General features: G+C 63.4%; 10 protein-coding genes, 1 tRNA gene and 1 pseudogene. 7 read left to right on the forward strand and 5 right to left on the reverse strand.

Annotated features, from left to right (window positions below):
• Positions 1-234: 234 nt before the first annotated feature.
• Entirely contained in the window at positions 235-3,978 is a 3,744-nt protein-coding gene (locus AC0L2Y_RS22310; protein WP_473559547.1) for a PAS domain S-box protein, read from the reverse strand.
• A 252-nt stretch (positions 3,979-4,230) separates the two neighbouring features.
• Between AC0L2Y_RS22310 and AC0L2Y_RS22315 the strand changes: the two genes are divergently transcribed.
• Both AC0L2Y_RS22315 and AC0L2Y_RS22320 read left to right on the forward strand, forming a co-directional pair.
• Positions 4,231-4,689 carry a phasin gene (locus AC0L2Y_RS22315; RefSeq protein ID WP_352488333.1) on the forward strand — a complete coding sequence of 153 codons (459 nt, stop codon included), beginning with the start codon at positions 4,231-4,233 and terminating at the stop codon, positions 4,687-4,689.
• Positions 4,690-5,034: 345 nt separating this feature from the next.
• Positions 5,035-5,111 (forward strand) — tRNA-His (locus AC0L2Y_RS22320).
• Between the two features lie 59 nt (positions 5,112-5,170).
• On the opposite strand, the gene AC0L2Y_RS22325 is transcribed toward AC0L2Y_RS22320, so the two are convergent.
• Complete coding sequence (locus tag AC0L2Y_RS22325) at positions 5,171-6,079, reverse strand: LysR family transcriptional regulator (RefSeq protein ID WP_352488334.1); 909 nt, start codon at positions 6,077-6,079, stop codon at positions 5,171-5,173.
• Between the two features lie 137 nt (positions 6,080-6,216).
• On the opposite strand from AC0L2Y_RS22325, the gene AC0L2Y_RS22330 reads away from it, so the two are divergent.
• The 4 genes and pseudogenes from AC0L2Y_RS22330 (at position 6,217) to AC0L2Y_RS22345 (ending at position 8,893) form a co-directional block, all read left to right on the forward strand.
• The gene (locus AC0L2Y_RS22330; protein WP_352564864.1) at positions 6,217-6,969 is read left to right on the forward strand and encodes an SDR family NAD(P)-dependent oxidoreductase; all 753 of its coding nucleotides are present in this window, start codon (positions 6,217-6,219) and stop codon (positions 6,967-6,969) included.
• Positions 6,970-7,059: 90 nt separating this feature from the next.
• Complete coding sequence (locus AC0L2Y_RS22335; protein ID WP_473559550.1) at positions 7,060-7,788, forward strand: SDR family oxidoreductase; 729 nt, start codon at positions 7,060-7,062, stop codon at positions 7,786-7,788.
• 74 nt (positions 7,789-7,862) lie between these two features.
• Positions 7,863-8,130 (forward strand): annotated as a pseudogene (locus AC0L2Y_RS22340) (Atu4866 domain-containing protein).
• Between the two features lie 508 nt (positions 8,131-8,638).
• Positions 8,639-8,893, forward strand: coding sequence for a hypothetical protein (locus AC0L2Y_RS22345; protein WP_352488342.1), 255 nt, complete (start codon positions 8,639-8,641; stop codon positions 8,891-8,893).
• Between the two features lie 64 nt (positions 8,894-8,957).
• Here AC0L2Y_RS22345 and AC0L2Y_RS22350 read toward each other — a convergent pair whose 3' ends face one another.
• From AC0L2Y_RS22350 to AC0L2Y_RS22360, 3 genes are all read right to left on the reverse strand, one after another.
• Positions 8,958-10,082: a DmpA family aminopeptidase gene (locus AC0L2Y_RS22350; protein WP_473559552.1), complete on the reverse strand. Its 1,125-nt coding sequence runs from the start codon at positions 10,080-10,082 to the stop codon at positions 8,958-8,960.
• Between the two features lie 27 nt (positions 10,083-10,109).
• A complete protein-coding gene (xseA, locus tag AC0L2Y_RS22355) occupies positions 10,110-11,675 on the reverse strand; it encodes an exodeoxyribonuclease VII large subunit (protein ID WP_473559554.1) in 1,566 nt (521 codons plus the stop codon).
• A 74-nt stretch (positions 11,676-11,749) separates the two neighbouring features.
• Positions 11,750-12,706, reverse strand: a complete 957-nt coding sequence (locus AC0L2Y_RS22360) for a LysR substrate-binding domain-containing protein (protein WP_023716458.1) — start codon at positions 12,704-12,706, stop codon at positions 11,750-11,752.
• 227 nt (positions 12,707-12,933) lie between these two features.
• Between AC0L2Y_RS22360 and AC0L2Y_RS22365 the strand changes: the two genes are divergently transcribed.
• The gene (locus AC0L2Y_RS22365; RefSeq protein ID WP_292663848.1) at positions 12,934-13,224 is read left to right on the forward strand and encodes a DUF1127 domain-containing protein; all 291 of its coding nucleotides are present in this window, start codon (positions 12,934-12,936) and stop codon (positions 13,222-13,224) included.
• Positions 13,225-13,490 lie beyond the last annotated feature (266 nt).

The raw sequence follows: 13,490 nt of genomic DNA on the forward strand, positions 1-13,490 counted from the left end.
TAACGAATTATCTCTTCGGAATTTACCTAGATTTCATGAGTGGTACACATTGGTAAATTTTCCGGCGTGGCGGTAAGGATTTGTTAAGGCCCGGCATCGATAGTCGTGCGTAACTTGAGGGAGAAATCCCGTCCTCCAGCCCCAGAGGATCTGATTCGCTCAAGCCCCGTTGTGACAGCAATTCTATCATTCAAGGCGTCCTGTTGGACGCCTTTTTTCTTTGCGCAACCATAGCTAACCGGCGAGCACGCGGGTCGAGGGAAAGGCGACTTCGACCAGGGTTCCCTCGCCGGGCGTCGAGTTGATGGTGAACCGGGCCCGGTTCGCTTCGACCATCGCCTTGGTCAGCGGCAGCCCGAGACCGGTGCCGTCGCCTCGGCCGCGCTTCAGCGCATTGATTTGCTTGAACGGCTTCAGCGCCTGCTCGATCTCGGACTGGCTCATGCCGATGCCGGTATCGCGCACGCGCATGACGACATCGCCGGAGATCTCGTAGGCCGTCGACACGATCACCTGGCCGCCGGCCTGCGTGTAGCGGACGGCGTTCGACAGGATGTTGAGCGCGATCTGCCGCACGCTGCGCAGATCGGCCACCACTTCCGGCAGCCGCGAGGCGAAGCTGGAGCGGATGATGACGCGTTCCCGGTTGGCTTGCGGCTGCATCATCGCCACGGTTTCGGCCAGCGTGTCGTTGAGCGACACCGCCTCGTAGGCCATCTCCTGCTGGCCGGCCTCGATTTTCGAAATGTCGAGCAGGTCGTTGACCAGATCGAGCACGTGGTTGCCCGAACGATTGATGTCGCGCAGATAGTCGCGATAGCGGTCATTGGCCACCGGCCCGAATTTCTCGTCGACCATCAGCTCGGAAAAGCCAATGATGGCGTTGAGCGGCGTGCGGATCTCATGGCTGATGCGGGCCAGAAAATCGGTCTTCTGCGACGAGGCGCGTTCGGCGACCGCGCGCGCCTGGGTCAGGTCCTCTTCGGCGCGCTTCCACTGGGTGATATCGCGCACCACCGCACAGAAGCCGCTGTCGTTGGGCAGCCTGCCGATGGTCATGAACAGCGGAATGAAGCGCCCCTGCGCCTCGCGTCCGATCACCTCGCGGCCATCGTTCATCACGCTTGCAACGCCGGGCTCCGACAAGCCCTCGAGATAGTCACGCGCCGCGCGCTGGCTTTCGATCGCGAACAGCGAGACGAACGGTTTGCCGGTCACCTCGTCGCTGTCGAAGCCGAACAGCGCCTCCGCCGGACGGCTAATTGAACGGATCGTTCCGTTACGGCCGATCAGCACGACGCCGTCGGTGGCGGTGTCGATGATGGTGCGCATTTCGGCAATGCGTGCCTTGAGCTCGGAAACATCCGGCTGCGTCTGGTCGTCGGCGGCGCCATGTGGAATGGCTGCTGCCTCGTCGTCGCCGGAACGGCGTACGACCAGCATCAGCGCCTTGCCGTTTCCCCAGGGGACGGAGCGTAAAATCGCGTCGATCGGAAACTCCTGACCGTCGCGCGTCTTCAGCCGCAGAGCGCGGTCGCCGCCGTCGGAACTGCCGTCGTCCGCATAGGGGTCGGCAAACAGCGCGCCGAGCCCGCCGGCCTCGTCCAGGTCATTGAGCGTTGCATAGCCGGTCAAGCCGAGGAATTCGTCGTTCGCGTAATGCAGCTGGTCGCCGGAATGGATAAGCACCGGCACTGGCAGCTTGCCGAGGATCGAGGTATCCGGCCCCTTGTTGTCCTCTCCGGCAAACGCCGACGGCACGAAGCCGTCGAGTTTGAGCGGTGGTGCCTGCGGCCGCTCGCTGGGCGGCACCTGGCCGGCAATTTCGGCTGCGGCTGCGCCATCCTCGGACCAATCCTCGCTGTCCTCGGCGTCACGGAAATCTTCGGCCGTCATGCTGTCGTCGTCATCCCGCGGCGCTTCGGCGACGATCGTTCGACGGTTCGTGCTGGGCTCAACGCCTTCCTGTGCTTCATCGCTTGGTTCGCGGTCGGCATAGTCGAGCAGCGATCCGGAAACAGGGCGTATGACGGGTTCGCCGGCTTGCACCTCTGCTTCCGCCTCATCGGGCTGCTCGCCGTCGAGCCGGGCAAGATCCTTCCGGTCCTCGGCATCGGCCTCGGGCGGTTCGGCGGCAGCAGCCTCGCTTTCCGGAGCTGGCGCCGGCATCTCACCCTTGTCCGTCGGGCCGGCTTCTTTCAGCTTTGGCTCGTCGGCCTTGCCGGCTGCCTCGACTTTCTCAACCGGCTTCTGCTTTCCGGCGCTGGGCTGTTCTTCGGCCGGGGTGCTGTCCTTCTTGAGACGCTCGCCAATCTCGCGAAACGCGCTGCGTTCCAGCGTTGACAGGCCCTTGTCGTTGGCCGGCTGCCGATGCTCGGCCAGCCGGATCACCTTGTCGGCGAAGCGCCGCTCGGGCTTTGGCACGATGGTCAATGCAGGCACTTCGCCCCTGAACGGATCGGCGGGTTTAGGTGTCTCGGGGAGAGGTTCGACGGCTTTCGGCCCGATGGTCGCGGCAGGTTTCTCCTCGGCGACAAGGGCCATGCCGACGGCATCGGGATCGGCCACCGCATCGCCGCTCCTGGCCACGCCGAAACCGCGAAAACCTTCGAAAACGCGGCTGCGGCTGTAAACCGGGAGCGCCGCCAGATCGACGGGTATCTTCAGATCGGTGCCGGCGACCGGCCACAGCACGGAGCGGCCGGACCAGGTGTCGCGCCGTTCGAGCAGGCCGGCAATCTCGCCAGAAGCATCGAGGCCATAGGCGGCCGAAACATCCTCGAAGCGGCGGCCGATCACGTCGGCGGCAGACTTGCCGACGAGTTCGGCAAATTCCGGCGACAGGGCACTGAACCGGCCCTCCGCGTCGGTACGCCAGACGAAACGCATGGGCGCGGCGGTGCGATCGATCGCCGAAGCGCGGTGTTCTGCCGGGGAGGCGGCTTTGGTGGCTTTTGCGGCACTTTCCGGCGAAGTATCCGCGCCGGCCTGCGAAGCGTCCGGGCTGGTCTCGACTTTGCCGGACGCAGCTGCCCCGGGCGGGACCTGCGCGCCGTCGCCGGCATTGAAGTACCAATGGTCATGCTGCGTCGGCGCTTCGCCAACCGTGCGTTGATCGTCGGCAGCGTCGACAGGTTCGTGCTGCGCCGACGCCGAAGTGCCTTCCATCGCTGCAAGGTCGATCTCCGCCGCGCCGGTGCCGGCGATTGGCTGCTCGTTGTCCTGATCCGTTGGCTGGGGAAGATCGCCACCGCTCGGTGCCGGTGCTGCCTCGGTTTCCGCGCTGGCGCGCTCGCCATCAGGGGCCTCGCCGTCAAGCCGGTCCTCGTCGATCACCACCAGCAGGTGCCGCTCGTCCGTCAGCCGGGCAAGGCCCGCCGGATAGGAGCTGGATCCACCCGGAACCAGGCGCTTGACGATGCGGTCGCTCTCGTTCGCCACGTCGGCGACAAGCGCGGCCAGCGTCTCGGGCCGGATGCCGAGCGCCGAAAAGCCGTCCGATGCGGCGTCGATATTGCCCTTGGCGTCGACAAAGGCGATGTAGTGGCCGTCTTCGGTAAAGCCACCGATGGCGCGATCGGCGATCTCGGCCGCGCTGCGCGAGCCGGTCTGCGCCGCCGGCAGCGCCAGCATGATTGCTTCCTCGCCATCGGGCATGGTCACCGCGCTGGCCAGGAAGCCGACCGCGCGGCTGGTCAGGCCGGTCGCCAGCCGGACCGTGATGGCACGGTCGCGGCCGATCCGCGGAAAGCCGCTGGTCGCCATGATCTGGCGCCTGGCGATCAGCGGCAAACCTGCCGAGGCGCCGATGATCGCACCGATGTCGGGATAGCCGAATACCGCTGCGCCGGGGCCGTTGGCCCAGATCACCTGCTCGAGATCTGCCGACAGAATGGCGATCGCGTCGCCTGCGGCGAAGCGCAGGCGGACGGCGTCGAGCACGGCGACATCGAGGAAGGAGTAGTTTTCAGCCGGCATGCGCTTGGCGACCCTCACAGAGCGGGCAATTTGCGGTTAACGCTTTGTTAATAAAAGCCGACGGCGCGAAGGTCCACAAGTCATAGCGTGCAACCAATGGAATCTCTAGGCGCGTGGTTAACGCCACGAACAAACAATTTATGGTGCGATGCAACAAACATGTTGCATCGCACAAAAATTGCCTTTATATTGCCATGATACATGAACGAGACGGCTTTTCGTCAAAGTCGCTGCCGCTGAAAAGGATGGAAAATGTCCAGGACCAAGACCGCTGAAACGATTGAAAACGTTGAATTCCCGAGCTTCGACGCTTCCAAGGCCACCGACCAGATCCGTGCCTTCGCCGAAAAGGGCGTCGAGCAGTCGAAAGAGGCCTATGCCAAGCTGAAGACCGGCGCCGAGGAGACCCAGAAGGCTCTGGAGTCGACCTACGAGACCGCCAAGACCGCTTCCAGCGAGCTGTCGCTCAAGACCATCGCCGCCCTGCGCGCCAATGCCGAAGCCGGCTTCTCGCATTTCGAAGCCCTGATCGGCGCCAAGTCGCTGTCGGAAGTCGTCGAACTGCAGACCGCGTTCCTGCGCAAAGGCGTCGAAATGACCGTCGAGCAGGCCAAGGACTTCCAGGCGGTTGCTGCCAAGGCGGCCGAGGACGTATCCAAGCCGATCAAGACCGCCTTCGAGAAGGCCGTGAAAGAAATCAAGATCGCCTAATATTTGCGCACAAATTGACGATGCATCAAAAGGTCGCATTTCGTCAGACAAATAGGTGTGCGATATAGTGGTTTAAGTGAATACCCGGCGGGTGGAACCTCCTCCCTCTGCTCACCGGGATGACCAGCCAGCACCTCCTCCCGCTGGCTCGTAACAGGAAAAGGCCGGCACCTCCTCCCGCCGGCCTTTTTCTTTGTCCGGCGAAAATGATGCGATGCCGGAGCGATCTTTTGCTTTGCCAAAAGCCTTGAATTAAACTCCGATAGCCCGTATGGACGCATCGCCGAACGACAGAGCGGGTCCCGGAGAATGAACGTTCCGTCTGGATCTCGCTCGGGCAAGTGTGCCGTTGTAGCTCAGATGGTTAGAGCGCCGGATTGTGGATCCGGAGGTCGCTGGTTCGATCCCAGCCAACGGTACCATTCAGCTCAGCCAGGTTTCTGAGCAATAGCACCAAGCGATCTCTACGATCCCGTAGCGCTCACCCACGGTCCCGCGCCTGGCGCGCACCGTGCAGGTGATCCACGAGCGCTCGCAGGTTCGGCGCGATATTCCGTCGGCTGGGAAAATAAAGATAGAAACCCGCAAACGGCGAAAAATAGCCGTCGAGGATTGGCACGAGCTCGCCGCGGTCGATCCAGGGGCGGAATGTGTCCGCCATGCCGAACGTGATCCCGGCGCCTGCAACGGCCAGCCGGATCATCAGCCACATATCATTGGTCGTGATCTCGGGCGCAACCGCCACATCGAACTCGCGCCCGTCCTCGCCAAACTCCCACCGGTAGGGCGAAACTCCAGGCGCCGGCCGCCAGCCGATACAGCGATGCGCCACAAGCTCGCGCGGATGGGCGGGTGCGCCGAACTTTTCGAGATAGCGCGGGGCGCAGACGGCCATCTGTCGCTGATCGCCTGAGACGGGCACGGCAATCATGTCCTGCTCGATCACTTCGCCGAGCCTCACTCCCGCATCATAACCTTCGGCGACGATGTCGAATTCCTCGTCGGTGACGACAATATCCAGATGCACCTCGGGAAACCTTTCTGCAAAGGACGCCAGCAACGGTCCTGACAGAAAGGCCTCTGCGATCGACGAAACTGCGATCCGCAGGCGGCCGCGCGGGCGGTCCAGAAACTCCGTGGTGGCTTCGATTGCCGCGTTCACGTCGGCGATCGCCGGTGCGACGCTCGCCAGCAGGCGCTCGCCCGCTTCCGTCAGGTTGACGCTGCGTGTCGTGCGCTGCAGCAAAGCGATGCCAAGGCGCTGTTCAAGCCTGAGGATGCTCTGGCTGACCGCTGAGCGCGTCACGCCCAGCCGGTCTGCCGCAGCGCGAAAATTGCGTTCCTCGGCCACCGCGACGAAGACGGCAATTGCATTGAGATCGATGTCCACTGGTTAGTAAAACTTACCATCGAGGTTAACAGCGGGCGGGTTATCGCGACAATGCCATGGCTCTATCTCTGTCGCAACGGCAAGAAGGCTTGATCCTCCCGATCCAAGCCGAAGCCGGCCGACAAAGGAGATATCCCATGACATCACTGCCTTCCTCCTGGGACCTGGATGGAAAAGTCGCCCTCGTGACGGGCGCGGCACGCGGCATCGGCCGCTGCACGGCGGAACTGCTGCGGGCGCGGGGCGCCCGGATCGTCGCAAGCGATCTCAGCAACAGCGTACGCGAATTGGAAGCCGAGGATGTGGCGATCTTGGTCGGCGATGTCGCCGACGAGGCTCTGGCCAGACGCTCGGTCGAACTCGCGGCGAAGCGCTTCGGGCGATTGGACATCGTCGTGAACAATGCCGGTCGCACGCTCAACAAGCGTCTGACGGAGACCTCGGTCGACGACTATGACCGCATCCTGCAGATCAATGCGCGCGGCAGCTTCGTCACCGCCCGTGCCGCAGTGGAATTGATGGTCGCTGGTGGAGGCGGCGCGGTCGTCAATGTCTCGTCGATCTCGGCGGTCGCGGCCTTCGAGACGCAGGCGGCCTATGCCTCCTCCAAGGCAGCTGTCGCACAGCTGACCAAGGTGATCGCGATCGAATATGGGCGCATGGGCATTCGCTGCAACGCCGTTGCCCCTGGCGTGATCGAAACCGACATCATGGAAGGCGTGGTGGAGAATGGCCGGGAGATGCTGCGCAGCTTCGGCGATGCGCATCCGATCGGCCGGATCGGCCAGCCGCAAGAAGTTGCCGAGGCCATCGCCTTCCTGGCCTCGCCGGCGTCCAGTTTCATCACCGGGGCCTTGCTTCTGGTCGATGGCGGCTACACCGCCCAGTGAGTCCCCAATAGAGCCGGCGCACCGCGGGAGCTCACCCGCACGCCGTCTCGTCACATCGTGAAAATAATCACAAACAAAAGGATCATCTCGATGACCATGAACAAAGTTGTTCTGATCACCGGTGCCTCCAGCGGCATCGGTGCTGGCATTGCCCGTGAGCTTGGCGCGGCAGGTGCGAAGCTGATGCTCGGCGCGCGGCGCACCGACCGCCTTGAAGCGCTTGCGGCCGAAATCGAGGCGGCTGGTGGAACGGTTCGCGTGCGAGCGCTCGACGTCACCAGGAGGGAGGATGTCTCAGCATTCGCCGACGCCGCCCGGGCCGAATGGGGCCAGGTCGATGTCATCGTCAACAATGCGGGCGTCATGCCGCTGTCGGCCATGGCAGCCATGAAGGTCGACGAGTGGGAGCTGATGGTGGACGTCAACATCAAGGGTGTTCTGTACGGCATCGCAGCGGTTCTGCCTGAGATGACGGCACGCGGCTCCGGTCACATCATCAATATCGGGTCCATTGGCGCACTGGCCGTCTCGCCCACGGCGGCTGTCTATTGTGCAACGAAATACGCTGTCCGCGCGATTTCCGATGGGCTCCGCCAGGAGAGTGACGATATCCGCGTAACCTGCATTCATCCGGGCGTGGTGGAAAGCGAGCTGGCGAATACGATCTCCGACGACGCCGCTGCTGCCGCCATGAAAACCTGGCGTGCTATTGCCCTGCAACCCGATGCCATCGCCAGGGCAGTGCGCTACGCAATCGAACAGCCCGACGATGTCGACGTCAACGAGATCGTCGTGCGTCCGACGAAGGCGGCGCATTGATGCGATCCACTTTGGCCGCAGTGCTTGCGGGTATTGCCGTTGCTGTAGCTCCAACCGGCCTGCCCCTTCCTTCAATGCCAATCCTTGCGGGGAAACCAATGACGCACCAAGATCACCCCTATGTCGGAATGTGGGTCACCGAGGATCGCCATCAGGCACGAACTCCTGCCGAACGGCCGTTATGACGAAGCGCGCGGCGACCGCGAGAGCGCCTATCGGGGACGCTATGAAGTGCAGGGCAACCACATAGAATACTGGGACGATACGGGCTTCACCGCGGATGGTGAGTTCGTCGAAGGCGTCCTCTATCATGGCGGCATGATCCTTTATCGCCAGCGGTAGAGAGCCGCCCTGAGACAAGCACTTCAGGGTTCCACAAGACGCTACTGCATGCCTTGCATGAGGCGCTCGGCAGCTTGCACTGCAAGGCCCGTCACACCACATATCTCCCAGCAAGCGCGGCGGAAAGAAGCAGGACCGCGAGCAGAGTCGACATTGCAAATGGTTGTCACTATATAGCGGCGGCTTTGACGGCTCGCCTTTTACGTCGTGCCAGCGAGAGCGCGGTAAATGTGCTAGCTATTGTGACATCTATTGTGATCTAAAACGGCTTGAAAACCGAAAAAAAGCAAATAGAAACAATAGCGCGAGTCGAAAGTTTCGTCGAGAGAATCAGTCCTCAAGAACTAGAACGTGCTCCTTGAACCCTCCATTCCCTTCGGCTCTGTGGACCTCGGACAAGTTCGGCTTGCCGGGCGAAGCCGACTCGGCGCGAATGGCAGCACGCATCTTTTCGAAGATGCCGACGTTTATGATTACCAACCGGCATAGCCGCTAGGGAAACAGCAGTATGAGTGAACACGCAATCGAGTTCCTGCGCGGGTGGATTGGCGAAAAAGTCCACTGCCAGCCCTCGCCAGCCAGGATCGAGAAGCAGGCCGAGACCCTCGCCAGGGAATGTGCGGCCAAGGCCGCCGAAGCCGGCATACCCCTGGAGGATATTCAGGAAGAAGTCGGCGACATCCAGGAGCTCATTGCTTCGAGGCTCGAAGAGGCGGCCGAGGCCGAGCAGGACGAGCTGCATTCGAACAAGCCTGCTGGCTGAAGGATCGCCCCGGCTGAACCCTGCCGGGCCATCAACGCCTGTCTGATGCAGTTGCGCGAGCGTATCACCGCGCAAGCTTGCCAAATCTCTCCTCGAGCCATGCTTTCGGCAACGTCGGCACGAAATTGCCGTCGCGCCCGGTCATGTCTTCATTGGCGACCAGAGCGTTGAGGATTGCTTCCTCCACGCTCTGAACCACGGCGTCGAAGAACGGGTTGATGTCGGCATCCGGTATATAGCCGGCGCTGGCCAATTTGCCGGCTGCACCGTGCGCCGCATCGGCATTGGCCGTGCTGAAGGCCAGAAAAATATCGCCGGACGAATTGTATCCATAGCCGCCGGTCAGCGCGACGCCGAGCGGCACGCGTTTCGCCAGCCGTTTCATCTGATGCGGCATGAATGGCGCATCAGTGGCGACGATCGCGATGATCGAGCTCTTTTCCGCTCGCGGCGTGTTGTCCCGGATCGCCGGTTCGGCGAGTTCCGCTCCGGCCCTGATGCCACGGATCACGAGGTTTCGCCGTGCACCGAAATTCGACTGGACAAAGCAGCCGATCGTAAAACGCTCTCCGTTCCACTCGACGCTGCGCGAAGATGTGCCCGATCCCGCCTTGAAGCCGAAGGTGATCATCCCGGTGCCGCCGCCGACGCTACCCTCTTCGATCGGCCCGGTTTCGGCCGTTTCGAGCGCGGAAAACACGTGCTCGAAGCTCACATGATGGCCGTTGATATCGTTCAGGAAGCCATCATAAGTCTCGCCCGCCACCGGCAGCGCCCAGGCGCTGTCGAGCGCCTGCGGCAGCACCGTCTGCATCCAGCGCAGCGTAGCGTCGCGGCTGACGCCGCAGGAATGCGTGTTGGTGATGGTGATGGGAAGATTGAACGCTCCGAGCTCCTCTATCAGATGCGAGCCGGTCAGTTCGCCATTGCCATTGGCGCTGAACACGCCGGCGAATGCCGGGACGGCCAACTCGTCTCTGGGCCGTGGCAGGATAGCGGTCACGCCGGTGCGTACCGGACCCTTGCCGACGACAAGCGGCCCGTCCCCTGAGACCAGCGTCATATAGCCGACCGTCACGCCGGGCACATCGGTGATGGCATTGAAGCGGCCTGGCATGCCATCGAATGGGATCGCGAAGGCACGGGCGCGCAGTTTGCCCGAGGGCGTCGCAAGATGCGGGTCGGTCATTTCACCCTCAAAAAGTCTTGGTCTTCCTCAGAAAAGCGAACCTTGGCCGCCCGGCGCCTTGAGCTTGGCCGCGGGCTTGGCAACCGTCTTCGGCCGCGCCGTGCCACTGATGGCTACTGCATCGGCGGTGCCGTCGGCAAACTCCAGCGAAAGCGCCATTCCCGACACGACTTCCGCCGCATGCTTGATCACCGCGCCGTCCGCATCCTTGACCAGCGCGAAGCCTCGCGCCAGCACGGCCTTGTGCGAGAGCGTCGCCAGCAGCCGGTCGGCCTGCGTCAGTTTTCCACGCAGCCGGTCCAGCCGCCGCGAAATCGCCTGGTCCTGCCGCCGTGTCAGTGCCAGCAAGGCATCGCCTTGCAGTTTCTGCCGTCTGGCGATCGGCGCCGGTGACAGTCTCGCGGCCGTGCGCGAAAACCGCGCCCGACGCTCGCGCACGATGGCAAAGAACGCCGCTTGCGCACGGGCGAGGTCGCGGCGGGTCAGCGTGCGGGCTTCGTTCATGCGTCGCGACAAGGTGGCCGGCGTCAGCCGCTGCCCCAGAAGCCTGCCCCGCTTTCGCTCGACGCTGACCGACAGCGCCCGGCCGAGCCGGCTCGTCGCCTCGTCGAAGCGCCGCCGCGGCAGCGCCAGCAACTGGTCGGGCGAGGGCAGCGCACGGGCGGCCGCGCGCGCCGCCTGCCGCTTGCGTTCGAAATTGCGCGACAGTGCGGTCTTCAACCGCGCGCCAAGGCCGGCAAGCGTCGCTTCGAGGTCGACTTTGACCGGCACGGCGATCTCGGCGGCGCCTGTCGGCGTCGGCGCCCGCACATCCGCAGCCAGATCGATCAGCGTCCAGTCGGTCTCGTGGCCGACGGCCGAAATCACCGGAATGCCCGAAGCGGCGACGGACCGGGCGAGCGCTTCGTCGTTGAAGCCCCACAGATCCTCCAGACTGCCGCCGCCGCGCGCCACGATCAACAGATCGGGCCGCGCGATGGCGCCGTCCCACGGCAGTGCGTTGAAGCCGTTGACGGCAGCGGTCACCTCCGCACCCGCCGTCTCGCCCTGCACCCGCACCGGCCAGACCAGCACGTGCAGCGGAAACCGGTCCTTGATGCGGTGGATGATGTCGCGGATGACGGCGCCTGTCGGCGAGGTGACGACGCCGATGACGCATGGCATGAATGGCAGCCGCCGCTTGCGCGCCGCGTCGAACAGGCCTTCGGCCTGCAGCCGGCGCTTGCGCTCGTCCAGCAGCGCCATCAGCGCACCGGCACCGGCCGGCTCGAGATTGTCGATGACGATCTGGTAGGTGGATTTTCCGGGATAGGTGGTGAGCCGGCCAGTGGCGATCACCTCCATGCCTTCCTCGGGACGGAATTTCAGCCGGCTCATCGTGGTCTTCCACACCACGGCGTCGAGCCGCGCGCGATCGTCCTTCAGGCAGAAATAGGCATGGCCGGAGGAATGCGGTCCGCGATAGCCGGAAATCTCGCCGCGCACCCGTACATTGCCGAAGACGTCTTCGACCGTGCGCTTCAGCGCGCCGGAAATCTCGCTCACCGTGTATTCGGTGGCGTTGGTGCGTGATTCGGATGCTGCGTCGCTCATCGGCCGATTGGGGGACGGTTGTTGGCCGCCGTCAAGGCGGCCGTGTTCGATGTTCGCCCCAATCGCGCGATCCTTCACCAGCCCGGCAGGATCTGGTTCGGCTTGGTCCGCTTCATCTTGGCGAAGGCTAGCGCGGCGAAATCGAACGTCCCGGTCTCCTCGCCGAGCGGCACCGAAATGTTGTCCAGGCTTTCCGAAATGTGGCGCGCGAGCGCATCGACGATCTCCGGCCGCGAGGTCTGGCCGCGCATGATGCCGATGCGGCAATCGGGCAGGGCGCCGAAACCGTCGGCCTCGCCCAGCACCCGCATGCCGGGCCTGAGCGCGCATTCCGGCAGCACCGAGATCGCCAGGCCGGAAAGCACCGCGGCGGCGATGACGGTAGCCGAGAAGCTGGTGAACAGGATGCGGTAGTCGCGGTTCTGCTGGTCGAGCACGTCGGCGGCGGCCCGCCGCCAGATGCAGTTCGGCCGGCCGAAGGCCATCGGCAGGATCGGCTGCTCATGCGTCGCATGGTTGGCCGAGGTAACCCACAGCAGCGGTTCGCGCCGCACCACTTCCGATTGGCCGCGCGCGTCATTGTGCGTCACCAGCGCCAGGTCGAGATTGCCGCGCTTGATGTGTTCGACCAGTCCCGGCGTCGGTTCGCAGATAACGGTCAGTTCGACATGCGGGTTGGAACGGGCAAACCGCGCCATGATCTCGGGCAGGAAGCGATCGGCATAGTCGTCCGGCGTGCCGATGCGGATGGTGCCTTCGAGCCGGCGGTCGTCGAAGGCGGCCAGTGTTTCCTTGTTGAGATAGAGCAGCCGCCTTGCGTAGGAGAGCAGCCGGTCGCCTTCCTCGGTCAGCCTGTTGGTGCGGCCGTCTTTTTCGAACAGCGGCTTGCCGATCCGTTCCTCCAGCCGCCGCATTTGCATCGACACCGCAGACTGGGTGCGATGCACCGCTTCCGCCGCGCGGGTAAAGCTGCCGGTGTCGACAATCGAGATGAAGGTCTGCAACTGATCGAGATCGAGCGGCGCTTTCATTGGCCTAATCCATCATTGATGCTGATGCTAAAGATTAGAAACATTCGTTGGATTAATCAATCGCGCCGTGGCAAATTCCGACCGTCCACATGAAGCCGATGCATGTCGCCCAAAAGTGGTCACCGGTTATGGGGCAACGACATGCATCATCTTAGATGAATCGAAGCCGGAACGGCCGCTGTCGCCAGCGCCCGATCGACCGGTTTCGCCCGTTGAAGGAGACCGACATGGCTACGTTTGATTTCGCTACCGAGACCTCGCGCATCACTTCGCGTCCGGCCGTTGCGACGCGCGTGGCCAATGCCGCTGCCAATGTTTACCGCGCCTGGAAGAACCGCCGCGCCTTTTATCGCCTCGGCGAGATGTCGGATGCCGAGCTCGCCGACATCGGCCTGACCCGCGCCGACCTGCATGTCGCTGTCGGTGTACCCTTTGGCCGCGATCCGACCGAGAGGCTTCGCGTCATCGCCATCGAACGCGCCGAAACGATCGAGGACATTGCCCGCAAGGTGGTGTAATCGCGTCGTTTCGCCGTTCGGGCGCGTTAAACCTTTTGAGGCACGACGCCACCAAGTTACACAGGCTCCCCACTCCCTGCCGGATCCCCCCGGCCAGCCTGCGCGCTGCCCGGTCCTCCCAGGACCGGGCATTTTTCCTCTGCTTCGTCATCCTTGGGCGTAACGACGCGAAGCGGAGTGCAGACCCAAGGATCCATATGTGGACGGCCCCCTGCTTGCAAGGTGTGGCTCAGGTCTGATCGGATCGCTTGCATCCATATGTCCGG

The organism is Mesorhizobium sp. WSM4830, from assembly GCF_055811495.1.

Excerpts from the sequence above, each read along its gene's own strand:
- AC0L2Y_RS22310 (WP_473559547.1), bottom strand. The coding sequence starts at position 3,978 with ATGCCGGCTGAAAACTACTCCTTCCTCGATGTCGCCGTGCTCGACGCC.
- AC0L2Y_RS22315 (WP_352488333.1), top strand. The coding sequence starts at position 4,231 with ATGTCCAGGACCAAGACCGCTGAAACGATTGAAAACGTTGAATTCCCG.
- AC0L2Y_RS22330 (WP_352564864.1), top strand. The coding sequence starts at position 6,217 with ATGACATCACTGCCTTCCTCCTGGGACCTGGATGGAAAAGTCGCCCTC.
- AC0L2Y_RS22335 (WP_473559550.1), top strand. The coding sequence starts at position 7,060 with ATGACCATGAACAAAGTTGTTCTGATCACCGGTGCCTCCAGCGGCATC.
- AC0L2Y_RS22345 (WP_352488342.1), top strand. The coding sequence starts at position 8,639 with ATGAGTGAACACGCAATCGAGTTCCTGCGCGGGTGGATTGGCGAAAAA.
- AC0L2Y_RS22350 (WP_473559552.1), bottom strand. The coding sequence starts at position 10,082 with ATGACCGACCCGCATCTTGCGACGCCCTCGGGCAAACTGCGCGCCCGT.
- xseA (WP_473559554.1), bottom strand. The coding sequence starts at position 11,675 with ATGAGCGACGCAGCATCCGAATCACGCACCAACGCCACCGAATACACG.
- AC0L2Y_RS22360 (WP_023716458.1), bottom strand. The coding sequence starts at position 12,706 with ATGAAAGCGCCGCTCGATCTCGATCAGTTGCAGACCTTCATCTCGATT.
- AC0L2Y_RS22365 (WP_292663848.1), top strand. The coding sequence starts at position 12,934 with ATGGCTACGTTTGATTTCGCTACCGAGACCTCGCGCATCACTTCGCGT.